Source organism: Paracoccus amoyensis (genome assembly GCF_014490725.1).
Lineage (GTDB): Bacteria > Pseudomonadota > Alphaproteobacteria > Rhodobacterales > Rhodobacteraceae > Paracoccus > Paracoccus amoyensis.
In genome coordinates this window covers 528,598-553,024 of record NZ_JACOQL010000001.1, presented here as the reverse complement: position 1 = coordinate 553,024, position 24,427 = coordinate 528,598, and the positions used below count along the sequence as shown (strand labels likewise).

Genomic DNA, 24,427 nt, shown 5'->3' with positions numbered 1-24,427 from the left:
TTGGAGAAACGACAGGGACGGATGCGAGTAACAAGATGACCAGAATCGATGACAGATTTGCGGCGCTGAAGGCCGAGGGCAAAAAGGCGTTCGTGACCTATATCATGGCATCCGACCCCGACGATGCGACCACGTTGCAGATCATGCGCGGCCTGCCCGAAGCCGGTGTTGATGTGATCGAATTGGGCATGCCCTTCACCGACCCGATGGCCGATGGTGCGACCATTCAGGCAGCCGGTCAGCGTGCGTTGGCGGCTGGTGGCAGCGTGACCCGGACGCTGGCGATCCTGAAAGAGTTCCGCAAGACCGATAACGAAACCCCAGTCGTGTTGATGGGCTATTACAACCCGATTTACGCGCGCCAAGGCGGGGTGGATCAGTTTCTTGTCGATGCCGTGGATGCGGGTGTCGATGGCCTGATCATTGTCGATCTGCCGCCCGAGGAAGACGCAGAGCTTTGTCTTCCCGCGCAGAAGGCGGGGTTGAACTTTATCCGTCTGGCCACGCCGACGACCGATGACCGCCGCCTGCCCGCTGTGGTCAGGAACACCAGCGGCTTTGTCTATTACGTCAGCGTGACCGGGATTACCGGCGGCCCGTCCGCCAACGCCGCCGATATTGCCCCCGAAGTGGCCCGCGTCGCCAAGGCCGCCAATCTGCCCGTCGTCGTGGGCTTTGGCATCTCGACCGCCGAAGCGGCGCAACAGACCGCAGCCGTGGCCGATGGTTGCGTCGTGGGCAGCGCCATCGTCAAACATATCGCCGAAGGGCGCCCGGTCCCGGAAATCCTGTCCTTTGTCAAAGAACTTGCAGAGGGAGCGCATCGCGGTTGAAAAGCGGCCCGGCATTCGACCATATCGCAATCGCCACCCGTGATCTGACCGAAGGCGCGGCGTGGTTGCAGGACAAGCTGGGCGTCAGCCCAAGCTCGGGCGGCAAACATCCCCTGATGGGCACGCATAATATGCTGCTGTCGCTTGGGCCCGGCGAATATCTGGAACTGATCGCCTTTGATCCGGCGGCGACTGCGCCCGCACGATACCGCTGGTTTGGTCTGGATGGTTTCGATGGGCCGCCCCGGCTTGCGGGGTGGATCATGCGGGCGGATCTGGACCGGACCCCTGCCCCCAAGGGCACGTCAACGACAGCGCTGAATCGTGGCGATCTGCATTGGCGGCTGACCCTGCCCGGCAGCGGCCAGATGCCCAATGACGGCGCAAGCCCGATGCTGATTGACTGGGGCGACAGCACACATCCCTCATCCCGGTTGCCCGATCTTGGTCTACGACTCAGCCGCCTGCTTCTCCCCATGGCTGCCCCCCTGCCGGATGATCCACGCATCCGATCCGGAGACAAGTTTCAGGCCACGATCACGACCCCGAACGGAGATGTTCTGCTGTGACCCTTATCCGCTCTGCCACGCCGCTTGACGCCGAATCTGTTGCCGAAATCTGGAACGCGATCATCCGCGATACCGTGATCACCTTTTGGCCGACCGAACGCAGCATAACAGAGGTCGGTGAAATCATCGCGGATCGTATAGCAAAGCACGCATTTTATGTCGCGGTGATTAATGACCGTGTGATCGGCTTTGCCGCCTATAAGCAATTCCGCGATGGCGGCGGCTATCGGCACTGCATGGAACACACTGTCTATATCGCGCCCGAAGCCAAGGGCGTGGGCGCAGGCAGGGCACTGATGCGTGCGATCGAAGATCACGCCCGGCAGGCAGGCCACCGGGTGATGATCGGCGCCGTCACCGGGACAAACGACAGCTCGATCCGGTTTCATCGCAAGATGGGCTACTCCGATTGGGGACGCGTGCCCGATGCCGGCTATAAATTCGGTGAATATCATGATGTTGTGCTGATGGGTCGCAAGCTGACCGAATAGTCATCGGTTTGCGGCATCCTGCCCCTACCTTTCCACGCGGTTAGCGGATAACCTTGTGGCATGGATATCTGCGCTTACGCCTCTTGCCCCAATTTGCCAAAGCCTCGCAGCTTCTGGCAGCGCATCGGTGATCGCCTTGCGGCGCTGATGGGCGCGCGGCACACGACCGTTCCGCCGGAACGCTCGGTCGCGTTTACCATTGCGGTGATCGCCCTTGGCGCCAAGCTGGCCAAGGCCGACGGCACTGTCGTCCGCTCGGAAGTGTCTGCATTCCGCCGTCTTTTCGTCATTCCCCGGGCCGAGGAAAAGAACGCCGCCCGCGTCTTTGATCTGGCGCGTCAGGATGTCGCCGGTTTCGATTCCTGGGCAGGACGCATCGCGAAAATGTTCAAGCCCGGCGATCCGGTCCTGAGCGATGTGATCGAAGGGCTGACCATCATCGCATTGGCCGATGGTGATATGCACCAGGCTGAAATCGACTTCATCAACGAAGTCGGAACGATCTTCGGCATGACCGCAGCGCAAGTCGCCGCGATCCGCAAACGACACGATCCAAAGGCAGACTGTCTGCCCAGCGATATTCTGGGCATTCCGGTCGACACCCCCTTGCCCGAAGCCCGCCAACGCTGGCGCACGCTGATCCGCGAGGCGCATCCGGATCATGCAATCGCCCGCGGCCTGCCCCCCGAAGCGATTCGTCTGGCCGAGGCCCGCACCCGCCGCCTGAACGAGGCGTGGGAAACATTTCGGAACATGCACGCCCAACCTGCCACCTGACCAGCCTGCAACCTGATATGCCACCTGCCCTTGTCGGCTGGCTTCGCACGGATTAGGTTCCTGATGACCATCAGACGGACGGAATAATGCCTGCCAGCGACGACGCCAGAACCGCGCCGACCTATCAAGTTCTTGCCCGGAAATACCGGCCCGAGACCTTTGCCGATCTGGTCGGTCAGGACGCCATGGTGCGCACGCTGAAAAACGCCTTCGCGGCGGATCGCATCGCGCAGGCGTTCATCATGACAGGCATTCGCGGCACCGGCAAAACCACCACCGCCCGGATCATCGCCAAGGGCATGAACTGCGTCGGCCCCGATGGAAACGGCGGGCCGACAACGGAACCTTGCGGCCTGTGCGAACATTGCGTCGCGATCAGCGAAGGTCGCCATGTCGATGTGCTGGAAATGGACGCCGCGTCGCGCACCGGCGTGGGCGATATCCGCGAAATCATCGAAAGCGTGCATTACCGGGCGGCGTCTGCCCGTTACAAGATCTACATCATCGACGAAGTTCACATGCTGTCCACCAGCGCCTTCAACGCGCTGCTGAAAACGCTGGAAGAACCGCCGCCCCACGTCAAATTCATCTTCGCCACGACCGAGATCCGCAAGGTGCCGGTCACCGTCCTGTCACGCTGTCAGCGGTTCGACCTGCGCCGGATCGAACCCGAAGTGATGATTGCCTTGCTGCGTAAGATCGCCGCTGCGGAAACCGCGCAGATCACTGATGACGCGCTGGCGCTGATTACCCGCGCGGCGGAAGGCTCCGCCCGAGATGCGACCAGCCTGCTGGATCAGGCAATCAGCCATGGGGCGGGTGAAACCAGCGCCGATCAGGTGCGCGCCATGCTGGGTCTTGCCGATCGGGGCCGCGTGATTGACCTGTTCCAGATGATCCTGCGGGGTGATGCGGCAACCGCCCTGACCGAATTGCAGGGGCAATATGCCGATGGAGCGGACCCCATTGCGGTGCTGCGCGATCTGTCCGAAATCACGCATTGGATTTCCGTGGTCAAGATCACCCCCGCGGCCATCGAAGATCCGACGATTTCGCCGGATGAACGGACGCGCGGCCAAGAGTTGGCGACGAAACTGCCGATGCGCGTGCTGACCCGTATGTGGCAGATGCTGCTGAAAGCGTTGGAAGAGGTTTCGGCTGCGCCCAACGCGATGATGGCTGCCGAAATGGCGATCATCCGTCTGACCCATGTGGCCGATCTGCCCGATCCCGAAGCCCTGATCCGCAAGGTTCAGCAGGCACAGGCGGCGGGTGATTTTGGCCGCCAAGGCGCAGCTGTCGGGACCACCCCATCTCAGGCCCCGCGTGCGGCGCGTCCCGCCCCGACTGTGGCGGTCCAGCGCAACGGCGCGGCGGCCGCGGCGGTGGCTGTCGCACCCGATGCCTTTGCCACCTATCCCGATTTTGCCTCGGTTCTGGAACTGATCCGGCGGATGGGCGATATGCTTTTGCTGGTGCAGGTAGAAAATCACGTCGCACTGATCCGCTATAGCCCCGGACGGATCGAGTTTGAGCCGCGCGGCAATGCACCGGTTGATCTGGCGCAACGGCTGTCCGAACGCCTGCGGGGCTGGACAGGTGGCAATCGCTGGGCCGTCAGCGTCGCCAATAGCGGCGGCCAACCCACGATTTCCGAGACCCGCGCGGCCGAGGAACAGGCAACCCGCGCCCGCGTCTTGGAACTGCCCATCGTGCAGCAGGTTCTGACTGCTTTTCCGGGTGCGTCGCTGAAGAAAGTCTCGCGCGCCGCGCCAGAACCCGAAATGGTCGATGAAATCGACGCCGAGGGCGCGGCCAATCCCCATGACACTCAAGGCCCGGTTGCCGAGGTCGAGGAGTGGGATCCCTTTGAAGATGAGGAATAAGGAATGCTGAAAGGTTTGGGCGGACTTGGCGATATGACCAAGATGATGAAAGCCGCCAAGGACATGCAAGACAAGATGCAGAAGATGCAGGCGGATCTGGAAACCGTCACCGTGACCGGCGAATCCGGTGGCGGGCTGGTTCGGGCCACGGCAACCGCCAAGGGCGAACTGACTGCGCTTGAAATCGACCCCTCGATCTTTGTGCCCAGCGAGAAGGAGGTCGTCGAGGACCTGATCCTTGCCGCCATCAAGGACGCGCAGAAGCGTGCACAGGACAAGATGCAATCTGAAATGTCGCGCATCACGCAGGAACTTGGCCTGCCTGCAGACATGAAATTGCCCTTCTGATCTGATCCATGGCCGAGGGCAGCGACGATATTCAGGCATTGGTCGCGCTGATGGCGCGACTGCCGGGGCTTGGGCCGCGTTCAGCCCGGCGTATCGTGCTGCACCTGATCCGCAAGCGCACCGGCCAGATGACGCAACTGGCCCAGCTTCTGGACAGCGTTGCGGTCAATTCGCGCGAATGCCTCACCTGCGGCAATATCACCGACCGCGACGAATGTGCCATCTGCGCCGACCCGGCCCGCGCCACGCGCGAGATTTGCGTGGTTCAGGATGTGGCAGATCTGTGGGCGCTGGAACGCGGGCAAGCGTTCAAGGGGCGCTATCATGTGCTGGGCGGCACCTTGTCTGCGCTGGATGAAATCGGGCCGGACGATCTGGGCATTCCGTCGCTGATCGACCGGGTCACCCGCGACGACATCCGGGAAGTAATCCTTGCCCTGAACGCAACCGTCGATGGTCAAACCACGGCGCATTACATCGCCGATGCTTTGGCGGGCGCCAATGTCACCGTTACCGGTCTGGCCCAAGGCGTGCCGATTGGCGGCGAACTGGATTATCTGGACGACGGTACCATCAGCGCCGCGTTGCGGGCCAGGAGAAGGTTATGACATCTCTCGTTGATCTGATCGTCTTTGACTGCGATGGCGTCATCGCCGACAGCGAGGTTCTGGCCACAGATGTTCTGATCGACGATCTGAAGGTGATTGGCATGCCAATCACGCGCGATGAGGTTCAGCGCGATTTTCTGGGCCAAAGTTTTCAGTCAATGGCCGCCAAACTTGAACAACGCTTTGGACGCCCCTTGCCCACCGATTTCGCAGACAGCTATCGCGAGCATCTGTTGCAGCGGTTCGAAACCGATCTGCGTCCAACGCCGGGCTTTCCCGATATGTTGCGGGGGATTGTCCGCCCTGTTTGCGTTGCCACCTCATCCGCGCCGCCACGGGTCGAGCGGACGTTGGATCTGCTTGGGCTGAGGGATCTGTTCGGGAAGAACGTCTTTACGGCGTCACAGGTCAAAAACGGCAAGCCCGCGCCGGACCTGTTTCTGTTTGCGGCGGCACAGATGCAAACCGATCCCGCCAATTCTCTGGTGATCGAGGACAGCCCGGCGGGCGTGACCGCCGCGCAAGCTGCCGGAATGCGCGTTCTGCATTATCGCGGCGGATCGCACAGGCCCGCGTCCATTGCAGGCGTGCAGTCGTTCGGCGACTGGCGCGATTTCCCGCAGCTGCTGGCGCAGATCGACGCTGGTGCCTGATATCAGCTTTCCGGGTGCCGCGCTGGCGGGGCTGCTGTCATTCCTGTCGCCCTGCATCCTGCCCATGGTGCCATTCTATCTGTGCTATCTGACCGGCCTCACATTGGAGGATCTGCGGGCAGGCAGAAACAGCCCCCATGTGATTTTGTCCGCCATGGCTTTTGCCGCCGGGGTGACAACCATCTTCGTCCTGCTGGGGATCGGTGCGACAACGGTGGGACAGCTGTTTCTGGAATGGCGCGATCTGCTGCGCTTTGGCGCGGCGGCCATTCTGTTGCTGCTTGGCCTGCACATGTTGGGAATATGGCGATTGGCAGCGCTGGATCAACAGCGCCAATCGCTTCATGTCAGCCGCCCAGCTTCCCTGATCGGAGCTTATGGCATCGGTCTGGCGTTCGGCTTTGGCTGGATCCCCTGCGTCGGTCCGACACTGACCGCAATCCTGTTTCTGGCCGCCAACGGTGACAGCATGTTGCGCGGCGCGGGGCTGCTGCTGGTCTATGGCGTGGCAATGACCCTGCCCTTCGTGCTGGTCGCGGCCTTGGCTGGACATGCGTCTGGCTGGATCACCCGACACAGGCACCTGTTCCGCCATGTCGAACAGGCCTCGGGTGTCATGCTGATCCTGTTCGCGCTGCTGATCGCCAGCGATAAACTCTACCTGATCGCCGACTGGCTGTTGCGGCATGTCAACTGGTCCGGCGTGCTGACCTAACCCAGACCCGTTTCCGTCAGATAGTGCCGCACCGCATCGGCAACATGGCGAAACCTGTCCCCGCCCAGATGCTTGCCGCCATACCAGCGCGTCACGACGATGACGTGATCCTGCAATCCGGCGCGGTCCAGCATTTGCAACATCAATTGCCCCGCACCGGATTCGCCATCATCATCCTTGACCGGCTCGCCGCCCAGAATCGCGGCCCAACTGTTATGCGTCGCCTTGGCAAAGCGTTTGTTCCGCTTCAATTCGGCCAGCATCGCGTCAACCTCGGCCCGGTTGCCTGCAGGACCACCGGAAACCGCATAGCGTGATCCCCGGTCCGAAATGATCTTGTCGAATATCTGCATCACAATCCGATATGGGTCTGGCGGGGATCATGCCCCGCCATCAGTTCTACTCTGCTTCCAGAAAGGCTTTGATCGGACCGGCAGCCTGCGACATGTTCAAGACACCATCCAGATGGCCGTTGATCCCTTCCAGCTCAACAATCTCGACGGGCGTTCCGTCGGATTTGATGATCGCTGCGGTGTCACGCACGGCATTGCCGGGGAAAACCAGATCTTCGTCGGTGTGGATCAGCATCACCGGCACGTCGATATCCAGCAGGCCCTGATAGATATTGCCGTCGGGATGGCCCGCGACAAATTGCTGATTTGCGCGGACCAGATACAGGAAATGGTTCGCATCCGATGTCGCCGCGCGCGTGGCTCCGGCTGCGTTCAGCGTCTCGACAACCAGATAATCATTCGCCCAGTCCTTGCCCGGATCAGCGCCCTCGCTGGCCCAGTTGCGACCGAATTTGCTGTTGGCCCATTCGGCGGAATTTGCGTGCAGCGTCACAATCTTCAATGCCTGAGCCAATCCTGCATTCGGGGCCTCGCCGCCGTAATAGTCGCCGCCGTTCCAATTCGGGTCCAGCCGGATGGGCGAAGCCCAGACATCCAGCCATGCAATCAGATCGGCATCCGCCCAGCCGGATGAAATCACCGGGATCACGCGTTCCAACTTGTCAGGATACCGTGCCGCCCATTCATAGCTTTGCAAGCCGCCCATGGACGCGCCCATGACCGCATGCCATTTCGGAATGCCCAACTGGTCCATCAACCCTTTCTGTGTGTCCACGAAATCGCCAATGGTCAGAATCGGGAAATCCATCCCCCACGGCTCGTTCGTCGCGGGATTGATACTGGCCGGTCCCGTCGTGATGACATTGGGATCGTTGGCCCCCAGATTGACCGGGCTGTCGACCGAGACCACGAACCATTTATCGGTATCAATCGCCTTGCCCGATCCGATGATGGCGTCCCAATACCCCGGGGCGGCATCATCTTCGGCATATTTCCCGGCGGCATGGCTGTTTCCGCTGAAGAAATGCGGGATCAGGATGGCGTTATCCTTGGCCTCGTTCAGCGTGCCATAGGTTTCATAGCCAAGCCGCATTTCGGGAATGGTCTCACCGCCGCGTGTGACAAAGTCATTCAGCGTAAATTCCTGTTTTTCCACCAAAGGCTCATAGGCGAATGCGGGACTGGCCAGCAACAATGCGGCACATAGGGTCAGGCGCATGCGTTTCCTCCCATTTCATGCAGGGCTATGAAACGGGGCCACGACCCGGTTGTCCAGCCGCTAATCCCGGCGACGGCGGCGAACGTAAAGTTCCAGCCGATGATGAACGATCTCATAGCCCATCTCGGCCGCGATTTCGGCCTGCAATCGCTCGATCCGTTCGTTGGTGAATTCCATCACCGCGCCGGTATCAATGTCGATCATGTGGTCATGGTGTTTCTGATCGGCCGCTTCCCACCGGGCCGGCTCGCCCTGAAATTCCAGCTTTTCAATCACGCCCTGCGCCTGAAGCGTCGTCAGCGTGCGATAGACGGTGGCGAGGGAAACACCCGCGCCCACAGCCTCGGCCCGTGCATGCAATTCGGCGGCATCGGGGTGGTCGTCGCTGGCTGCGATCACGCGCAACAAGGCCGCACGCTGCCGTGTCAGCCGCACACCCGCCGACCGCAACGCATTTTCCAGTTCTTTGGCACGCTTTTCGCTCATGCCTTCTGATGCCCCATCATACGGCCAGTTGCAACTGCACATGGTTGCGCGGACGCGCGTCAGCGTCTATCTGCTGCTGCAGGAAAAGATAACCCGGAAGGCACAGATGATCCTTATTGCAGCAGTCGTCATCGGCGCATTTCTGGGTTGGCGCAGGGCCGGTCAGGTGGGTGGAAATACGCGCGACAAGGCACAATATGCTATCGCCTTCGCGCTGGCCTTTGCTATCGTCGGCCTGCTTGCAACCGTCATCATTGATCGGATGATCTGATGTTCATTCCATTCCTGGACAGCCTGCGCCGGCAAGGGGTGCCGGTGTCATTACGGGAATGGCTGGACCTGATGGGCGGGCTGCACGCCGGCGTCGCCGATTGGTCGGTGGATGGCTTCTATCACCTTGCGCGGCTGGTCCTGGTCAAGGACGAACGCCATATCGACCGCTTTGACCGCGCCTTTTCGGAAAGCTTCGCAGGCGTCGAACAAATCCCGGTCGAGGCTTTGGTGACGGAACAGGCCATTCCCCGCGAATGGTTGGAAAAGCTGGCCGAAAAGCTGCTGACGGATGAGGAGAAAGCCCAGATCGCAGGCAGCGGCAGCCTTGAGGCGCTGATGCAAAAGCTGCGCGAACGCCTGGCCGAACAGCAGGGCCGCCATCAAGGCGGCAACAAATGGATCGGCACGGCGGGCACCAGCCCTTTTGGTGCCTATGGCTATAACCCCGAAGGCGTGCGCATCGGTCAGCATGAAAGCCGCCATCGCAAGGCCGTCAAGGTCTGGGATAAACGAGAGTTTCGCGACTTTGACGACAGCGTTGAATTGGGCACCCGCAACATCAAGGTCGCTTTGAAACGTCTGCGCCAATGGGCGCGCCATGGCGCTGCGGATGAACTAGACCTGCCCGCCACCATCCGCGCCACGGCCGATCACGGCTATATCGACGTGAAAACACGGCCCGAGCGTCGCAATGCTGTCAAGGTGCTGCTGTTTTTGGATGTCGGCGGCAGCATGGATGATCATATCCGCATCGTCGATGAGCTGTTTTCGGCAACGCGTGCCGAATTCAAGCACATGGAACATTTCTACTTCCACAATTGCCTTTACGAAGGCGTCTGGACCAATAATCACCGCCGCTGGACCGAACAGATTGCGACATGGGATATTCTGCACCGTTATGGCCGTGATTATAAATGCATCTTCGTGGGTGACGCCTCGATGTCACCTTATGAGATCGCGGTGCCGGGCGGTGCAAACGAACACTGGAACCCGGAATCGGGCGAAATCTGGCTGCGCCGCGCATGCGAAACCTGGCCGGATCATGTTTGGCTGAACCCGGTGCCTGAAGGCCATTGGCGCTATACCCAGTCCATTGGCATGGTCGGCCAGATTTTTGAAAATCGGATGATGCCGCTGACGCTGCACGGGCTGACGCAGGCGATGCGGGTTTTGGGGTGACCTGAACACCGCAACCTTAACCAGCCTTCCCGCCACGGTCTTCGCGCAGGCGATTGACGTGCGCAGCAACCTTGCCCAGATTGGCCTCATGCTGAAATTCACGCCGCTTCTGCTTTTGTTCGCATATATGGCCATCATGTGGTTCTTTTCCGCATGGAGGCTGAAGAAAGAACTGTCCGAAAAATCGACGCCGCTGCAGCATCCCCGCCTGACGCCAATGCTGAACCAGCTTGGACGGGCGATGGACCTGCCGCCAGTGCAGGCCCATGTCTACGAGATCGAGCCGGTCAACGGTCTGGCCGCCCCCGATGGCCGCATTTTCCTGACCCGTGGCTTTCTGCGCAAACTGGATGCGGGCGATGTCACACCAGAAGAACTTGCCAGCGTGATCGCCCATGAATTGGGTCATGTCGCGCATGGTCATTCGCGCCGCCGGATGATCGACTTTGCCGGGCATAACGCGATCCGGATTGCCTTGGCGGGCATTCTTGGCCGGATCATTCCGGGCGTCGGTGGATGGATTGCAAGCGCCGTCGCCACCACCGTTTCCGCCCGGCTGTCGCGACAGGACGAATTCGAAGCCGATCTTTTCGCAAGCGCCCTGATGGTGAAAGCGGGCTTGGGGACAGAGCCGCAAAAATCCCTGTTCCGCAAACTTGAAAAGCTGACCGGCGGGCGACGCGGATCGACACCGGCATGGTTCATGTCCCATCCCCCCGCCGCCCAGCGGATCGCCGCGATCGAGGCGCATGAACGGCGTTGGCAAACCCCTTGATGTCGCGACCTGCCATGCGCGATTTCTTGATGCAATTGGGTTAGCCATCCCCTATGACGCGCCCATTCCGCCGCATCGTTCTGTATATTCCGGGTTTCGACCCCTTTCCCCCGCGACGCTATCGCGAGTTGTTTCGGCGCGAGTCCGTGAAGCAGGCGCAAATTTCCGGCTATTCGATGACAATGACAGGTCGCGGCGGACAGACTGGCTTTGGTTGGACCGCCGCTGGCAGCTTTTCGCAGGGTGACGCCAACACGGCGTTCGAGGTCTTGTTATGGGCTGATCTTGTTCAGCAATCCATGACAACGGGCATCGTCGGCACCTATCGTCAACTGCTGCACACCGCATGGGCCTATATCGGATCGGGCGCCCTGTTGCGGCTGATGCGGCTGCGGCGCGGGCCGGTTCTGGCGGCGCTGTATCCGATTGTCGTGCTGATCCTGCAATTGATCGCAGGGGTTCTGCTGGGCTGGCTGATCGGCTGCGCCGCCACCCGGCTGACCGGCCTGTCATGGCCGGGCTGGCTGATTGCCGTGGCGGTGTTCGGTGCCACGCTGCGGCTGTTCAAATCGCAGGATCATCGCATCTATGCCTATTACCTGATGCATGACTATGCCTTCACAGCGAAACTGAACGGGGCCTATCCGCCGGAACTGGAACAGCGGATCGGCGAATTCGCCGAACGCCTGTCGCAGGTGATGGCGCAAAAGGATGTGGATGAGGTGCTGCTGGTCGGTCACTCTTCGGGCGCTTATCTGGCTGTTTCGGTGCTGGCCGATTATTTGCGTCAGATCAGGATGCCCGCGAATGCACCCGCCCTGTCACTGCTGACGCTTGGCCACGTGGTGCCGATGGCATCATTCCTGCCAGGGGCACAGCGCCTGCGGGCGGATCTGGCGTGGCTGTCCACACGCGACGAAATCTTCTGGCTGGATGTGACGGCCCCCGGCGATGCCTGCAGCTTCGCGTTGTGCGATCCGGTCGCCGTCACGGGCGTGGCAGGCCCGGATCAGCGCTGGCCGCTGGTGATTTCGGCCGCCTATCGGCAAACGCTCTCCGCCAAGCAGCAGTATGCCCTGCGCGGGCATTGGTTCAAACTGCATTTTCAGTATCTTTGCGCGTTCGAGCGCCCGCGTGATTACGACTATTTTGCAATCACCGCAGGACCACTTTCGCTTTCACAACGCTTTGCGGGGCGCAGCCCTTCGCCGGGCCGTATCACCACGCCCGCCGGACCGGGGCTGCCATGATCCCGCCACGCCCCGAAACCAGCGAAGGACGCAGCACCCTTTGGCGTTTCATCCGCGGCTTTCGTCGTGATCTGCTTTCGGCTTTGGCAGAGCGTCTTTACCGCGCATGGATGGCCGAATATCGCAATCCGCTGATCCACAGCTTTGTCTGCAACGATCCCGCGTTGATCCGTCTGATCCTGAAGGAGCGTCCTGGCGATTTTCCCAAATCGGGCAGGCTGCGCGAAGGCTTGGCGCCGCTGTTGGGCAATTCGGTCTTTGTCAGCAATGGTCCCGAATGGGCCTTTCAACGCCGCATCATTGACCCCGCCTTTGAAGGAGGCCGTCTGCGAGAGGTTTTTGCCGCCATAGACGCCGCCGCCGGGGCACTGAGCGATCAACTGCCCGAAGGTCAGATCGACATTGAACCGTTTGCCAGCCTTGGCGCAGCCGATGCCATTTTCCGGGCCATGTTTTCCCTGCCCATCGAACATGAACTGGCATCGCGCATCTATCAGGCGTTCCATGATCATCAGGACGCCCAGCCGATTGTGAATCTGGCCGCGATCATCAGACTGCCCGACTGGTTTCCACGCTGGCATTCGGCCCGGACGCGACGGACTGCGGCGGAAATCCGGGGCCTGATCACGACACTGGTTCAGGGGCGCATGGTTGCAATCAGCAATGGAACCGCGCCCGACGATCTGGCCACGCGCCTGATGACGACGCCGGATCCCGAAACCGGGCGCATCTTCACGCCGCAGGAAATGGTCGATCAGATCGCCATTTTCTTTCTTGCCGGACATGAAACCAGCGCGGCGTCGATATCATGGGCCTTGTGGCTGCTGGCCAACAGCCCTGAATGGCAGGATCGCGTCGCAACCGAGGCCCGGGCTTTCTCGGATATGGCTTCGCTTGCCCAGTTACGGGCGACCCGCGCCGTCTATCGCGAAAGCCTGCGCCTTTATCCTCCCGTCCCGATGATGGTGCGCGAAGCCACGCAGCGGGAAAATTTCCGCAGCCGCGAGGTGCCAAGGGCTGCACAACTGATCCTGTCGCCATGGCATTTGCACCGCCATCAACGCATGTGGGACCGCCCGGACGAATTTGATCCCGGTCGTTGGGACACGCCCGAGGGCAGAGCCAGCGCCCGCGACGCGTTCATCCTGTTTTCGGCGGGCCAACGCGTCTGCCCGGGCGCAGGTTTCGCGATGATGGAAGGCGTGATCATGCTGTCCCGTATCACACGCGCCTTCCACCTGTCGCCGGCCGATACCGCGCCCGTGCCCGTCGCAAGGTTGACAGTTCGCGGCCGCGACGGCATCCTGATCCACCTTGAACGCCGGAGACCCGGGTGAGCCGCGACATCGTCAACAGCATCTGCGCCGCATTGCCCGGGGCCACGGTCAGCGATCCTTGGGGCGGTGGCCATGATTGCTGGAAGGTTGGCGGCAAGATGTTCGCGGTGATTGGTGCCATGACGCCAGCAGTCTCGGTCAAGACCGACAGCATCGAAACCGCAGAAATGCTGATCGACGCGGGCGTCGGGCAACGCGCCGCCTATCTGCACCGGTCCTGGGTCGCGCTGCCGCTGGATACGGACCAAGGCGAATTGCGGCGCCGCATCAGGGCCAGCTACAGCATCATTCGCAATGCGTTACCGAAAAAAGTTCAGGCAACACTGGGCGATTATTAGCGAAACAGGACCAGCGACCCCGGCGACCATGCCACACGCACGCGGGTTCCGACCTCTGGCACATCGCGACCAAAGACATTGCGCATGGAAATCCGCACCGGCCTGGCTTTTTGACCGTTCGGCCCCTCGGCCCCTTCAAGGCGAAGATCGTAATAGGTCATGTCGCCATAATAGACGACCTCATCAATCGTCGCATTTGTTTCGCGCGGCTGAGTGTGGGTCTGGTTCGCCGGAACGATGGTCATGGTTTCGGGACGAAAGCCGATGGTCGGCCCGTCATCATCGGGGTTCGCGCGGCTGATCTGTTTTTCCGGCAATTCAACCATGCCAAGGCCCGGAACCTCGACCGTAACCACACCATCGGTTTCCGAGACCACATTCGCGGGCAGAAAGTTCATCACCCCGATGAAATTCGCCACGCGACGGGTCGCCGGGCGGGCATACAGCGCCTCGGGGCCGTCCAGTTGGGCGATCTGCCCTTCGAACATCACGGCAATCCGGTCGGACATGACCAGTGCTTCCTCCTGATCGTGGGTGACCAGAACAAAGGTGATGCCGACCTGTCGTTGCAGCTTGATCAGTTCGACCTGCATCTGTTCGCGCATCTTGCGATCCAGTGCGGAAAGCGGCTCATCCAGCAACAAGACCTTGGGCTTCAGGATCAGCGCGCGGGCCAGTGCGACACGCTGACGCTGACCGCCCGACAGCGCATGCGCCGCGCGCGCACCATAGCCTTTCAGACCCACCATCGCCAAAGCTTCTTCGACCAATTGTGCCTTTTCAGCCTTGGTGCGCGGATCGCGGCGCAGACCGAAGGCCACGTTTTCCGCCACCGTCAGATGGGGAAAAATCGCGTAGGACTGAAACACCATATTGGTCGGACGCTTGTTTGCGGGCACATCCTCCATATGCTTGCCGTCGATCAGAACGACACCGGAATCAATGTCTTCAAACCCGGCAATGGTTCGCAAAAGCGTCGTCTTGCCACAGCCTGACGGTCCAAGCAGCGAAAAGAACTCGCCCGCGCGGATGGTCAGATCGATGCCGCGCAGCGCGTGATAATCGCCGTAGTATTTGTGAACCTCGCGACATTCGATCATCGGTTTTGCGGCTTCCAGCCGGTCGTAACGGTTATCGCTCACAGGAAGCCCCCGGTAGGTTTGGCACCGATCCGCGCGTTACCGCGGCGGCGGAAGTATTCGCCCAATGCCAAGAGGATGATGGACAGCGCAACCAGCACCGTGCCCAAGGCCATGATCATCGGGATCGCCTTGGGGAAACGAAGCTGGCTGAAGATATAGGTCGGCAAGGTTGGCTGGTTGCCCGCCAGAAAGAAGGCGATGATGAATTCATCCAGGCTGATGGTGAAGGAAATCAACAACGAGGAAATGATCCCCGGCATGACCAGCGGCAGCGTGACCAGCCGGAATGCGCTCCACTTCGTTTCGCCAAGGTCATAGGCCGCCTCTTCCAGCGATTTATCCAGCGTGCCGAAGGCCGTGGACAGCACCGCGATGGCATAGGGCATGCACATCAGCGTGTGACCGACGATCACGGTCAGGATGGACAGCTGCACCCCCATGCCCAGCAGCACGACCAGCAACGACATCGCGACGATGATTTCGGGCAGCACCATGGGCAGCATGATGAAGCCCATGATCCCCGCCTTGCCCGGAAATTCGAATCTGGTCGAGGCACGGGCCGCAAAGATACCAAGGCAGGTCGCAAGGATCGAGGCCGACACCGCAATGGTCAGCGAATTGAACAGCGCCTGCCGCAGCGTGGCATTGCCGATCATCAGATCGAACCATTTCATCGTGAAACCTTCCAGCGGGAAGGCGATAATGGTGCCGGAATTAAAGGCGAACAGCGGCAACAGGATGATCGGCGCATACAGAAACAGCAGATAAAGCACCGTATAGATGCGCAGCCCGCTGCCTTCGAAACGACGCTTGCTCATTGCCGCACCTTCAGGAAACGCCGATTCAGGAACAGGAAGATCAGACAAACGACCGCAACGATCAGCATGGCACTGACCGCCAGGGCCGAACCTTTGGGCCGGTCATCCAGCGCCAGCATCTGCACCTGAATCAGGTTCGCGATCATCGGGATCTTGCCGCCACCGATCAGTTCGGGCGTGACATAATCGCCGATGGTCGGGATGAACACGATCATCGTGGCCGCGATCACCCCCGGCATCGCCAGTGGCAGCGTCACCCGCCAGAAGGTCATCGCCTTGCTTTCGCCCAGATCACGCCCCGCTTCCAACAGCGAGCGGTCGATCTTTTCCAGCGCAATGAAGATCGGCAGGATCGCAAAGGGCGCATAGGCATGCGCCAGCGTCAGAACGATGGAATTCACATTATACAGGATGAAGGTCAGCGGCTCATCGATAATGCCAAGCCCGGTCAGGGACGAGTTGATGACTCCGTTATAGCCAAGGATCACCTTCCACAGAAACACCCGGATCAGATAGCTGGTCCAGAAGGGAATCGTGATCAGAAACAGCCACATGGACTTGCGTTCCGGCCGAACCATGAAGCTGACGTAATAAGCAACCGGAAAGGCCAGCGCGACCGTTACGAGTGTCACCAGCGCCGATACAGCCAGCGACCGCAGCATCACCATCCGCACGATCGGGTCGGTCCACGCGTAGATATAATTATCCCACGTGAAATCCCGCACGACGGTCAGATAGCCGTCAGTCAGAAAGCTGTAGGTCAGGATCGTCAGGATCGGCGCGGCCAATACCAGCAACGCATATATGAAGGGGGGCGAAATCAGGGTCAGCCCCTGTCGCGCTTCCTTGTCCCAACTGGCTTTGGCCATCGCCACCTACCCTGCTACCCGGTTGATCCCGGCTGTTCTTCTTATAATTTTCATAGGATCGCCCCAAGGGGAAGAGGGTTTCGGCCCCGGCCTAGCGCCACCAACGGTTGGTCATCGCCAGTCGGGCGAATGACGCGCGACGCTGAAACGGTGTGATTGCCGGGGTTTCCTTGAAAGGATCGATTTTGCCAGCGGCGACCTGAGCCAGAAACGGGGCCACGCGCGGGCCGGGATATAATGCTGCGGCTGCACGTTTTGGCAGCAGCTTGCGCTGGCCGGCTGCATATTCCAACGCCTCTTGTGCAAGTTTTGCCAGTTTGGCCGCATCTTCGGGTCTGGACAGGGCCATGCCAATGCCAATGGCCTGCAATTGGGGCAAAGCACGCAACCACTTGGCAATGCCGGCGCCGCGCCCCTGCTCTGCCACGACGGAATGGCTGTTCATCGGCGCGCCCAAACGTTGCGCGGCCAGCCACATCAGCAGCCCCGCCGTGGCATCGATATAGTCGACGACCGCCTGCGGATCGGCAAAGGGTTCGCGTGCGCAGTCACGCCGCCGTGCCTCGGCCAGCTCGACCAAAGACCCGGCATTTTGTCCCCAGGCGTCCCATAACGGTGTCAGCACATCATGCAGCGGCGGCGCCACGCCCTGCCCCATTTCGGCCAGCCGGTCCACCCACCATTGCAGGCGCATTTCGGCCAACATGGGTTCGTTTGACTGAAACGGCGCCCGCGCGATTTCAAGGTTCAGCGCGTAAAGCGTAATCAGTGCAGGCCGATCCGACGGCGGGGCGATCAGAACGGCGCCAAAGCGATCAGGATCTTGTGTCCTGACCGCTTCGATGCAGGTTTCAAGCGTCACGAGGCCAGTTCGTCGGCGATACCGACGACCCGGTGCTGATTGGTGCCCGGACGCAGGATCAGCTCGACTCGGGCCTTGGACATCCGCACCTCCAACCCGGCATCGGTCAGGGCGGATTTCAGGTAATCCACGCGGCTGAAATCCTTGGATTGCATGGCTTCGGCCCGGATATCGTCAAAGCGGGCTTCGATCTGCGCAAGCACATCATCGATGCCCCGATATTCTGCCAGACTGTCCAGCACCTGCAGGTCGGCATTCATCCAATCGCCATCGCCCTGTTGCAGCAGCCCCAGGAACCGGGCCGAGGCCAGCAGCAATGCCGGATCGTCGCGCAACCCGTGCAGCACGGCAATCGCGCCCGGCGTGTTCAGGTCATTGGCAATCGCTTCTACCACGCGCGGATCGGGCTGCGCCGCGGGCTGCACATCGCGCGTCAGCTTGCGCCATTCCCACATGATATCGCGGGCCTCATCGGCCTTGGCCTGCGTCCAGTCCATCGGCTTGCGATAATGCGTGGACAGCATGACAAAGCGGATCACCTCGCCCGGATTGCCGCCGTCCAGCAGGTCGCGGACGGTAAAGAAATTGCCCAGCGATTTGGACATCTTCTTGCCTTCGACCTGCAGCATTTCATTGTGCAGCCAGACGCGGGCAAATTCCGCCTTCGGGTGGGCGCAGCAGCTTTGCGCCACCTCATTTTCATGATGCGGAAATTGCAGATCAATCCCGCCGCCATGAATGTCAAAGGATTGCCCCAGCAACGCTTCGGACATGGCCGAGCATTCGATATGCCATCCCGGCCGACCCCGGCCCCACGGGCTGTCCCAACCGGGCAGATCCGCGTCCGAGGGTTTCCACAGCACGAAATCCATCGGGTCGCGCTTGAAGGGTGCAACCTCGACCCGCGCCCCCGCGATCATGTCATCGACAGAACGTCCCGACAGGCGCCCGTATTCGGGGAAGGATCGCACGTCGAACAGCACATGCCCGTCGGCGGCATAGGCATTGCCATTGGCAATCAGCGTTTCGATCATGGCGATCATCTGGGCGATATATTCGGTTGCGCGTGGTTCATGATGCGGGCGGGCCGCACCAAGCGCGTCCATGTCGGCGTGATACCAGGCGATGGTTTCATCGGTGCGTTCGACGATCAGGTCTTCCAGCGACAAATCGCTGCCAGCCGCTTTGCGGCGCTGCGCCTCGGCGTTGATCTTGTCGTCGACATCGGTGAAATTCCGCACATAGGTCACATGATCCGCGCCATAGACGTGGTTCAGCAAACGCAGCAGCACATCGAACACCAGCACCGGACGCGCGTTGCCCAGATGGGCGCGGTCATAGACGGTCGGTCCGCACAGATACATCCGCACGTCATGCGCGTCGATGGGCGTGAACGCCTCTTTCTTGCGGGTGCGGGTATTGGTCAGCCGAATATCGACCATGATGGGCCTCATCATAAAACAACGCCGTGGTTTAGCGCATCGACGCCCGCGATTCCAGCCACTCGATCTGCTTCGGCAGACTTTGGCGTTGCAGGTCATAGCCGTTCAGGATCGTCTGGCGCGCAGCCTCTTTCAGGCGCGGCGCATCGGGGTCGCCCGCCAGCCCCTTGACCAGCGCCGCAGAAAGCGCGGGCACATCAAAAAACGGCACCAGACGGCCATTCTGCCCATCGCGGATCAGTTCCTGCACCGGTGCCGTATCCGATGCGACGACATAGCCCCCCGTCGCCAGGGCTTCGGTCAGGGACCAGCTGAGAACGAAGGGATAGGTCAGATAGCAATGCACCCGCGTCAATTGCATCAGGGACAGATAGTCGTTGTAGGCGACACGACCCAGAAAATGCACGCGGTTGGCGTCGATCTTGTCGCCAAGTTCGGCCAGCATTTTCTGTTTCCAGCTGTCTGCGTCGCGGGGCCCACCGCCATAGCTGACCCCTTCGGCCCCCACGAGCACGATTTGCGCATTTGGCCGCTGGGCCAGAACGCTGGGCAATGCACGCATGCAAATGTGAAAGCCGCGATAGGGTTCCAGTGACCGCGACACGTAGCTGAGAACCTCATCCCCCGTGCGCAATACCCGTCCGTTTGGCAACGTCAGACTGGCCTGTGGATTGGGACAAACCCTGTCCGTATCAATCCCGTCATGGATCACGGTAATCTTCTGCCGCAGTTCGGGCGGAAAACTGTCCGCCTGATAACGCGTTGGCGCGATTGCTGCATCCGCCTGAACGATGCCCTGAATCAGATGCGCCGAACGTGCCACTGTCATGAAGCGGCCTTCATCGGTGGTCGGCTGAAATTCTGTGTCAAAGCCGACATCTTGCCCACGCGTGCGATACATCAGCTCGGCATAAACCAGCAATTTCGCGTCGGGCCAGATTTCCTTCATCAGCAGCGTTTCCCCCCAGCCGGAATGGCCAAGGATGACATCGGGGGCATAACCATGCCGGTCGCGCAGCGCCCGCGCACCGCGTGCAGCCAGATGCGCACGCTCCATGAAATCGGAATAGGTGCGGCCCAAGGCGCCATCCGTTTTGACCTTGTCCGGCGATTTATAACGAACCGTTTCGACCGGGCTGGGCCGCTGGTTCCTTTCATCGGTCAGCGCCAGAACCTGATGCCCACGTTCGACCAGTGCTTTTGACAAATGGGGAAATTGTCCGGGAAAGTTTTGGTGGATGAACAGGATTTTCATTCGGCACCGGCAAATGCGGCATTCAGCAATGCGCGTGTATAGAGATCTTTTGGACTATCAAATATTTCGGCGGTCGTGCCCTGTTCGATCACCTCGCCCGCGCGCATGACCATGATCTTGTGCGACATGGCGCGGACCACGCGCAGATCGTGGCTGATGAACAGAAAGGCAAGCCCGTATTTCTGCTGCAAGCGACGCAACAGATCCACGATCTGCACCTGCACCGTCATATCAAGGGCCGAGGTCGGTTCGTCCAGCACCACCACCTTTGGACGCAGGATCATGGCGCGGGCAATGGCGATCCGCTGACGCTGACCGCCGCTGAATTCATGGGGATAGCGATGCATGGTTTCCGGTTTCAGCCCGACCTCGGCCATGATTTCGGCCACCAGTTTGCGCCGGTCCTGCCCCTTGTCAATGCCGTGAACGCCCAGACCTTCGGCGATGATCTGTTCCACCGTCATGCGCGGCGACAAACTGCCAAAGGGGTCCTGAAACACGATCTGCATATCGCGCCGCAAATGCCGAAGTTTTTTCGAGGTCCAACCCGCAATATCCTGACCCAGAAACAAAATCGGGCCATCGCTTTGTATCAACCGCATGATCGCAAGGGCCAGCGTCGTCTTGCCACTACCGGATTCGCCGACAATGCCCAGCGTCTCGCCCGCCCTGACCGACAGCGTCGCGCCATTCACGGCTTTCACATGCCCGACGACACGGCGCATCAGCCCGCGCTTGATCGGGAACCAGACTTTCAGATCCTTGGTGGCCACCATGGTTTCGGCATCCGCAGGCACGGGATCAGCAAGGCCGCTCGGCTCTGCCGCCAACAGCATTCGGGTATATTCATGCTGGGGATTGGCGAAAATCTGTTCGACCGGCCCCTGTTCAACGATCTGGCCGTCTTTCATCACGCAAACCCGGTCGGCGATACGGCGCACGATGTTCAGATCATGGCTGATGAACAGCATCGACAGACCCTCAGCCGCCTTAAGTTCTGCCAGCAATTCAAGGATTTGCGCCTGAATGGTCACGTCCAGCGCGGTTGTCGGTTCATCCGCGATCAGCAGATCGGGGCCGTTTGCCAGCGCCATCGCGATCATCACCCGCTGACGCTGCCCGCCAGAAAGCTGATGCGGATAATCGGCCAGTCGGGTTTCAGGATCGCGGATGCCCACGCGGGTCAGCAATTCGACGATCCGCGCCCGCGCCTTGTCACCGGTCAGTCCCTGATGCAGGGCAAGGCTTTCGCCAAGCTGCTTTTCCAGCGTGTGCAGGGGGTTCAGCGAGGTCATCGGCTCTTGAAAGATGAAGCTGATGTCATTGCCGCGAATGTCGCGCAGAACCTTTTCCGGGGCGCCGACCATTTCGCGGTTCAGGTATTTCACCGACCCTTCGACACGTGCTGCATCGCCCAGCAGCTGAACCGTGGACAAGGCCGTTACCGACTTGCCGGAACCCGATTCCCCCACAAGCGCGACCGTTTCCCCCTTGTCGATATGAAAGCTGACGCCCTTGACGGCGGGCGTCACCTGTCCCTCTTGCCGGAAGCCGATTTTCAGGTCACGGACCGCCAGCACAGCCCCGGTATCCGGCGACGGCGTTGCGCGCCCCTGTTCCCGTCCGGGCATGCTGCCGCCATGATCCTCGTTCACCGCCGCCGGAACGCCGGGGGCAGGAATGGTCGGGCGCAGGTCGGCTTGTTCCTTACCGCTCATTTGAACGTCTTTCGCGGGTCGAATGCGTCGCGCACACCTTCGAAAATGAAGACCAGCAGCGACAGCATGATGGCAAAGGTGAAAAAGGCGGTAAAGGCCAGCCACGGTGCCTGAAGGTTCTGCTTGGCCTGAAGGGCCAGTTCGCCCAGCGACGGGGCCGAGGTCGGCAGGCCATAGCCCAGGTAATCCAGCGCCGCCAGGCTACTGATCGTGCCCGCCACGACAAAGGGCAGCATGGTCAGCGTCGCCACCATCGCATTGGGCAGAATGTGACGGAACATGATGGTCCGGTCACCGACGCCAAGCGCACGGGCCGCGCGGACATATTCAAAATTCCGCGCCCGAAGGAATTCGGCCCGCACCACACCGACCAGCGCGGGCCAGCCGAACAGGATGCTGACCCCCACCAGCAGCCAGAACCCGCGGCCCAGAATGGCGAACAGGATGATGATGACGTAAAGCGACGGCGTAGACGCCCAGATTTCCAGTATCCGCTGAAACACCAGATCCGTTCGGCCCCCGAAATAGCCCTGAATGGCGCCTGCCGCGATCCCGATAACCGATGATACCGCCGTCACGATCAAAGTGAACAGGATCGACAGCCGAAAGCCATAGATCACCCGCGCCAACACATCGCGCGAGGTATCATCCGTGCCCAACAGGTGATCGCCATTGGGTGCACTGGGTGCGGTGCCGACATTGTTGATGGTTTTGTAGTGATAGGGGATCGGCGGCCAGATCATCCATCCTTGATCGGCGTCGGGAATATCACTGGTGCCATTGCCGACAGCCGCGATCAGGGTTTCCGGGTCGTCCCAGCAATCCTGCACCCCGCCGGTGACGATCAGGCATTGGACGGCTTCGTCCTTGTAGATCGCCTCGGTCTTGAAATCACCGCCGAATGCGGTTTCAGGATAGAAATTATAGACCGGGAAGTATAACTCGCCACGATAGCTGACGACGATGGGCTTATCGTTGGCCACCACTTCGGCGAACATCGCGATCACGAACAGGATCGAGAAGATGATCGCAGACCAGAAAGCCCGCTTGTTGCGACGGAAATTGCGCCACCGGCGACGGTTCAGTTCGGACAACGCCATCAGCCCGCCCTCGATTCAAAATCAATGCGCGGATCGACAAAGACATACATCAGGTCCGACAGGATACCGACGACCAGCGACAGCAGGCCAAAGACGTAAAGCGTGCCGAAAATCACCGGATAGTCGCGCTGCACCGCAGCCTCGAACCCAAGGCGGCCCAGCCCGTCCAGCGAAAAGATCGTTTCGATCAGAATTGAGGCGCCAAAGAACACGCCCAGAAACAGTGCCGGAAAGCCCGCAATTACAATCAGCATGGCATTGCGGAAGACGTGACCGTAAAGCACTTTGCGTTCGGTCAGACCCTTGGCCCGTGCGGTCATCACATATTGCTTGTTGATCTCATCCAGAAAGCTGTTCTTGGTCAGCAAGGTCAGCGTCGCAAAGCCCGAAATGCTGGACGCGATCACGGGCAGCGCGGCGTGCCAGGCGTAATCCTTGATCTTGCCCCAGACCGACAGGTCGGCGAAATTGTCGCTGGTCAGCCCCCGCAGCGGGAAAATCTGCCAATAGCTGCCGCCCGCGAACAGCACCATCAGCAGGACCGCAAACAGAAACGCCGGGATCGCATAGGCCATGATGATAATGCCCGAGGTCCAAGTATCAAACCGGCTGCCATCCCGAACCGCCTTGCGGATACCCAACGGGATCGAGATCACATAGGCCAGAAGCGTGGACCACAGGCCCAGCGTGATCGACACCGGCAGCTTTTCAAGCACAAGATCCATGACGCTGATGGACCGAAACCAGCTATTCCCGAAATCGAAGCTCAGATAGTTGCCCATCATCGTCAGAAACCGCTGCAACGGCGGCTTGTCAAAGCCGAATTCCTTTTCAAGCTGGGCAATAAATTCGGGCGGCAGGCCCCTTGCGCCGACATATTCCTCGGCTCCCGCGGTCGTGGCCTCGGCTCCGCCGCCACCACCGCCCGAGATATTGCGGAACACGTCGCCTTCGCCCTGCAACCGGGCCGCGATCTGTTCGATCGGGCCACCGGGGACGAATTGCGTCAACGTGAAATTGACGACCATGATCCCGATCATCGTCGGAATGATCAGCAGCAACCGCCGCAGGATATAGGCGCCCATTCCTTCTGCCCTCTGCCCATTCCGGGCCTTCGCGACCCTGTTCGAG

At 60.5% G+C, this 24,427-nt stretch carries 27 protein-coding genes; 15 read left to right on the top strand and 12 right to left on the bottom strand.

Going from position 1 to position 24,427, the window contains the following annotated elements:
- Positions 1–35 precede the first annotated feature (35 nt).
- From trpA to H4P12_RS02845, 9 genes are all read left to right on the top strand, one after another.
- Entirely contained in the window at positions 36–833 is a 798-nt protein-coding gene (trpA, locus tag H4P12_RS02885) for a tryptophan synthase subunit alpha (protein ID WP_187792080.1), read from the top strand.
- Positions 830–1,402: a VOC family protein gene (locus H4P12_RS02880; RefSeq protein ID WP_187792079.1), complete on the top strand. Its 573-nt coding sequence runs from the start codon at positions 830–832 to the stop codon at positions 1,400–1,402. The genes trpA and H4P12_RS02880 overlap by 4 nt, the downstream gene beginning before the upstream one ends.
- Positions 1,399–1,893, top strand: coding sequence for a GNAT family N-acetyltransferase (locus H4P12_RS02875; RefSeq protein WP_343069750.1), 495 nt, complete (start codon positions 1,399–1,401; stop codon positions 1,891–1,893). The genes H4P12_RS02880 and H4P12_RS02875 overlap by 4 nt, the downstream gene beginning before the upstream one ends.
- Before the next feature lie 60 nt (positions 1,894–1,953).
- On the top strand, positions 1,954–2,670 hold the full coding sequence (locus H4P12_RS02870; protein ID WP_187792078.1) for a molecular chaperone DjiA: 717 nt from the start codon (positions 1,954–1,956) through the stop codon (positions 2,668–2,670).
- Positions 2,671–2,756: 86 nt separating this feature from the next.
- Positions 2,757–4,556 (top strand): DNA polymerase III subunit gamma/tau, encoded by a 1,800-nt coding sequence (locus tag H4P12_RS02865; protein WP_187792077.1) that lies wholly within the window; start codon positions 2,757–2,759, stop codon positions 4,554–4,556.
- 3 nt (positions 4,557–4,559) lie between these two features.
- On the top strand, positions 4,560–4,904 hold the full coding sequence (locus H4P12_RS02860) for a YbaB/EbfC family nucleoid-associated protein (protein WP_187792076.1): 345 nt from the start codon (positions 4,560–4,562) through the stop codon (positions 4,902–4,904).
- A gap of 8 nt (positions 4,905–4,912) precedes the next feature.
- Complete coding sequence (gene recR / locus H4P12_RS02855; protein ID WP_187792075.1) at positions 4,913–5,512, top strand: recombination mediator RecR; 600 nt, start codon at positions 4,913–4,915, stop codon at positions 5,510–5,512.
- Positions 5,509–6,165: an HAD family hydrolase gene (locus H4P12_RS02850; RefSeq protein ID WP_187792074.1), complete on the top strand. Its 657-nt coding sequence runs from the start codon at positions 5,509–5,511 to the stop codon at positions 6,163–6,165. Before recR ends, H4P12_RS02850 begins: the two co-directional genes overlap by 4 nt.
- Positions 6,158–6,880 carry a cytochrome c biogenesis protein CcdA gene (locus H4P12_RS02845; protein WP_187792073.1) on the top strand — a complete coding sequence of 241 codons (723 nt, stop codon included), beginning with the start codon at positions 6,158–6,160 and terminating at the stop codon, positions 6,878–6,880. The genes H4P12_RS02850 and H4P12_RS02845 overlap by 8 nt, the downstream gene beginning before the upstream one ends.
- On the opposite strand, the gene H4P12_RS02840 is transcribed toward H4P12_RS02845, so the two are convergent.
- The 3 genes from H4P12_RS02840 to H4P12_RS02830 are packed head-to-tail and all read right to left on the bottom strand — an operon-like array spanning position 6,877 to position 8,938.
- Positions 6,877–7,233 carry a YigZ family protein gene (locus tag H4P12_RS02840; protein ID WP_187792072.1) on the bottom strand — a complete coding sequence of 119 codons (357 nt, stop codon included), beginning with the start codon at positions 7,231–7,233 and terminating at the stop codon, positions 6,877–6,879. The two genes, H4P12_RS02845 and H4P12_RS02840, sit on opposite strands and share 4 nt — an antisense overlap.
- Before the next feature lie 46 nt (positions 7,234–7,279).
- A complete protein-coding gene (locus tag H4P12_RS02835) occupies positions 7,280–8,452 on the bottom strand; it encodes an E22 family MetX-like putative esterase (protein ID WP_187792071.1) in 1,173 nt (390 codons plus the stop codon).
- A gap of 60 nt (positions 8,453–8,512) precedes the next feature.
- A complete protein-coding gene (locus tag H4P12_RS02830) occupies positions 8,513–8,938 on the bottom strand; it encodes a Fur family transcriptional regulator (protein WP_187792070.1) in 426 nt (141 codons plus the stop codon).
- Between H4P12_RS02830 and H4P12_RS02825 the strand changes: the two genes are divergently transcribed.
- From H4P12_RS02825 to H4P12_RS02800, 6 genes are all read left to right on the top strand, one after another.
- Positions 8,937–9,209: a hypothetical protein gene (locus tag H4P12_RS02825; RefSeq protein ID WP_187792503.1), complete on the top strand. Its 273-nt coding sequence runs from the start codon at positions 8,937–8,939 to the stop codon at positions 9,207–9,209. The genes H4P12_RS02830 and H4P12_RS02825 overlap by 2 nt on opposite strands.
- Positions 9,209–10,390: a vWA domain-containing protein gene (locus tag H4P12_RS02820; protein WP_187792069.1), complete on the top strand. Its 1,182-nt coding sequence runs from the start codon at positions 9,209–9,211 to the stop codon at positions 10,388–10,390. Before H4P12_RS02825 ends, H4P12_RS02820 begins: the two co-directional genes overlap by 1 nt.
- An 88-nt stretch (positions 10,391–10,478) precedes the next feature.
- Positions 10,479–11,165, top strand: coding sequence for a M48 family metallopeptidase (locus tag H4P12_RS02815; protein ID WP_187792464.1), 687 nt, complete (start codon positions 10,479–10,481; stop codon positions 11,163–11,165).
- A 53-nt stretch (positions 11,166–11,218) separates the two neighbouring features.
- On the top strand, positions 11,219–12,415 hold the full coding sequence (locus tag H4P12_RS02810) for an alpha/beta fold hydrolase (protein WP_187792068.1): 1,197 nt from the start codon (positions 11,219–11,221) through the stop codon (positions 12,413–12,415).
- Positions 12,412–13,752: a cytochrome P450 gene (locus H4P12_RS02805; protein WP_187792067.1), complete on the top strand. Its 1,341-nt coding sequence runs from the start codon at positions 12,412–12,414 to the stop codon at positions 13,750–13,752. Before H4P12_RS02810 ends, H4P12_RS02805 begins: the two co-directional genes overlap by 4 nt.
- Positions 13,749–14,090, top strand: a complete 342-nt coding sequence (locus H4P12_RS02800; protein WP_187792066.1) for an MmcQ/YjbR family DNA-binding protein — start codon at positions 13,749–13,751, stop codon at positions 14,088–14,090. The genes H4P12_RS02805 and H4P12_RS02800 overlap by 4 nt, the downstream gene beginning before the upstream one ends.
- Here the strand turns inward: H4P12_RS02800 and H4P12_RS02795 are convergent.
- From H4P12_RS02795 to H4P12_RS02755, 9 genes are all read right to left on the bottom strand, one after another.
- Complete coding sequence (locus H4P12_RS02795) at positions 14,087–15,190, bottom strand: ABC transporter ATP-binding protein (protein WP_187792463.1); 1,104 nt, start codon at positions 15,188–15,190, stop codon at positions 14,087–14,089. The genes H4P12_RS02800 and H4P12_RS02795 overlap by 4 nt on opposite strands.
- A 38-nt stretch (positions 15,191–15,228) precedes the next feature.
- Positions 15,229–16,050 carry an ABC transporter permease gene (locus tag H4P12_RS02790; RefSeq protein ID WP_187792065.1) on the bottom strand — a complete coding sequence of 274 codons (822 nt, stop codon included), beginning with the start codon at positions 16,048–16,050 and terminating at the stop codon, positions 15,229–15,231.
- Positions 16,047–16,919 carry an ABC transporter permease gene (locus H4P12_RS02785; RefSeq protein WP_187792064.1) on the bottom strand — a complete coding sequence of 291 codons (873 nt, stop codon included), beginning with the start codon at positions 16,917–16,919 and terminating at the stop codon, positions 16,047–16,049. Before H4P12_RS02785 ends, H4P12_RS02790 begins: the two co-directional genes overlap by 4 nt.
- Positions 16,920–17,010: 91 nt before the next feature.
- Positions 17,011–17,781 carry a squalene/phytoene synthase family protein gene (locus H4P12_RS02780; RefSeq protein WP_187792063.1) on the bottom strand — a complete coding sequence of 257 codons (771 nt, stop codon included), beginning with the start codon at positions 17,779–17,781 and terminating at the stop codon, positions 17,011–17,013.
- On the bottom strand, positions 17,778–19,223 hold the full coding sequence (gene cysS, locus H4P12_RS02775; RefSeq protein WP_187792062.1) for a cysteine--tRNA ligase: 1,446 nt from the start codon (positions 19,221–19,223) through the stop codon (positions 17,778–17,780). Before cysS ends, H4P12_RS02780 begins: the two co-directional genes overlap by 4 nt.
- A gap of 31 nt (positions 19,224–19,254) precedes the next feature.
- Positions 19,255–20,478, bottom strand: coding sequence for a glycosyltransferase (locus H4P12_RS02770; protein ID WP_187792061.1), 1,224 nt, complete (start codon positions 20,476–20,478; stop codon positions 19,255–19,257).
- Positions 20,475–22,109: an ABC transporter ATP-binding protein gene (locus H4P12_RS02765; protein ID WP_187792462.1), complete on the bottom strand. Its 1,635-nt coding sequence runs from the start codon at positions 22,107–22,109 to the stop codon at positions 20,475–20,477. Before H4P12_RS02765 ends, H4P12_RS02770 begins: the two co-directional genes overlap by 4 nt.
- Positions 22,110–22,192: 83 nt before the next feature.
- The gene (locus tag H4P12_RS02760; protein WP_187792060.1) at positions 22,193–23,296 is read right to left on the bottom strand and encodes an ABC transporter permease; all 1,104 of its coding nucleotides are present in this window, start codon (positions 23,294–23,296) and stop codon (positions 22,193–22,195) included.
- Positions 23,296–24,381 (bottom strand): microcin C ABC transporter permease YejB, encoded by a 1,086-nt coding sequence (locus H4P12_RS02755; protein ID WP_187792059.1) that lies wholly within the window; start codon positions 24,379–24,381, stop codon positions 23,296–23,298. The genes H4P12_RS02760 and H4P12_RS02755 overlap by 1 nt, the downstream gene beginning before the upstream one ends.
- Between the last annotated feature and the right edge of the window lie 46 nt (positions 24,382–24,427).

What these genes read in the sequence shown, in the direction of transcription:
- trpA (WP_187792080.1), top strand. Translation starts at nt 36, where the DNA reads ATGACCAGAATCGATGACAGATTTGCGGCGCTGAAGGCCGAGGGCAAA.
- H4P12_RS02870 (WP_187792078.1), top strand. Translation starts at nt 1,954, where the DNA reads ATGGATATCTGCGCTTACGCCTCTTGCCCCAATTTGCCAAAGCCTCGC.
- H4P12_RS02865 (WP_187792077.1), top strand. Translation starts at nt 2,757, where the DNA reads ATGCCTGCCAGCGACGACGCCAGAACCGCGCCGACCTATCAAGTTCTT.
- H4P12_RS02860 (WP_187792076.1), top strand. Translation starts at nt 4,560, where the DNA reads ATGCTGAAAGGTTTGGGCGGACTTGGCGATATGACCAAGATGATGAAA.
- recR (WP_187792075.1), top strand. Translation starts at nt 4,913, where the DNA reads ATGGCCGAGGGCAGCGACGATATTCAGGCATTGGTCGCGCTGATGGCG.
- H4P12_RS02850 (WP_187792074.1), top strand. Translation starts at nt 5,509, where the DNA reads ATGACATCTCTCGTTGATCTGATCGTCTTTGACTGCGATGGCGTCATC.
- H4P12_RS02840 (WP_187792072.1), bottom strand. Translation starts at nt 7,233, where the DNA reads ATGCAGATATTCGACAAGATCATTTCGGACCGGGGATCACGCTATGCG.
- H4P12_RS02835 (WP_187792071.1), bottom strand. Translation starts at nt 8,452, where the DNA reads ATGCGCCTGACCCTATGTGCCGCATTGTTGCTGGCCAGTCCCGCATTC.
- H4P12_RS02825 (WP_187792503.1), top strand. Translation starts at nt 8,937, where the DNA reads ATGCCTTCTGATGCCCCATCATACGGCCAGTTGCAACTGCACATGGTT.
- H4P12_RS02830 (WP_187792070.1), bottom strand. Translation starts at nt 8,938, where the DNA reads ATGAGCGAAAAGCGTGCCAAAGAACTGGAAAATGCGTTGCGGTCGGCG.
- H4P12_RS02820 (WP_187792069.1), top strand. Translation starts at nt 9,209, where the DNA reads ATGTTCATTCCATTCCTGGACAGCCTGCGCCGGCAAGGGGTGCCGGTG.
- H4P12_RS02815 (WP_187792464.1), top strand. Translation starts at nt 10,479, where the DNA reads ATGCTGAAATTCACGCCGCTTCTGCTTTTGTTCGCATATATGGCCATC.
- H4P12_RS02810 (WP_187792068.1), top strand. Translation starts at nt 11,219, where the DNA reads ATGACGCGCCCATTCCGCCGCATCGTTCTGTATATTCCGGGTTTCGAC.
- H4P12_RS02805 (WP_187792067.1), top strand. Translation starts at nt 12,412, where the DNA reads ATGATCCCGCCACGCCCCGAAACCAGCGAAGGACGCAGCACCCTTTGG.
- H4P12_RS02795 (WP_187792463.1), bottom strand. Translation starts at nt 15,190, where the DNA reads ATGATCGAATGTCGCGAGGTTCACAAATACTACGGCGATTATCACGCG.
- H4P12_RS02790 (WP_187792065.1), bottom strand. Translation starts at nt 16,050, where the DNA reads ATGAGCAAGCGTCGTTTCGAAGGCAGCGGGCTGCGCATCTATACGGTG.
- H4P12_RS02785 (WP_187792064.1), bottom strand. Translation starts at nt 16,919, where the DNA reads ATGGCCAAAGCCAGTTGGGACAAGGAAGCGCGACAGGGGCTGACCCTG.
- cysS (WP_187792062.1), bottom strand. Translation starts at nt 19,223, where the DNA reads ATGGTCGATATTCGGCTGACCAATACCCGCACCCGCAAGAAAGAGGCG.
- H4P12_RS02770 (WP_187792061.1), bottom strand. Translation starts at nt 20,478, where the DNA reads ATGAAAATCCTGTTCATCCACCAAAACTTTCCCGGACAATTTCCCCAT.
- H4P12_RS02765 (WP_187792462.1), bottom strand. Translation starts at nt 22,109, where the DNA reads ATGCCCGGACGGGAACAGGGGCGCGCAACGCCGTCGCCGGATACCGGG.
- H4P12_RS02760 (WP_187792060.1), bottom strand. Translation starts at nt 23,296, where the DNA reads ATGGCGTTGTCCGAACTGAACCGTCGCCGGTGGCGCAATTTCCGTCGC.
- H4P12_RS02755 (WP_187792059.1), bottom strand. Translation starts at nt 24,381, where the DNA reads ATGGGCGCCTATATCCTGCGGCGGTTGCTGCTGATCATTCCGACGATG.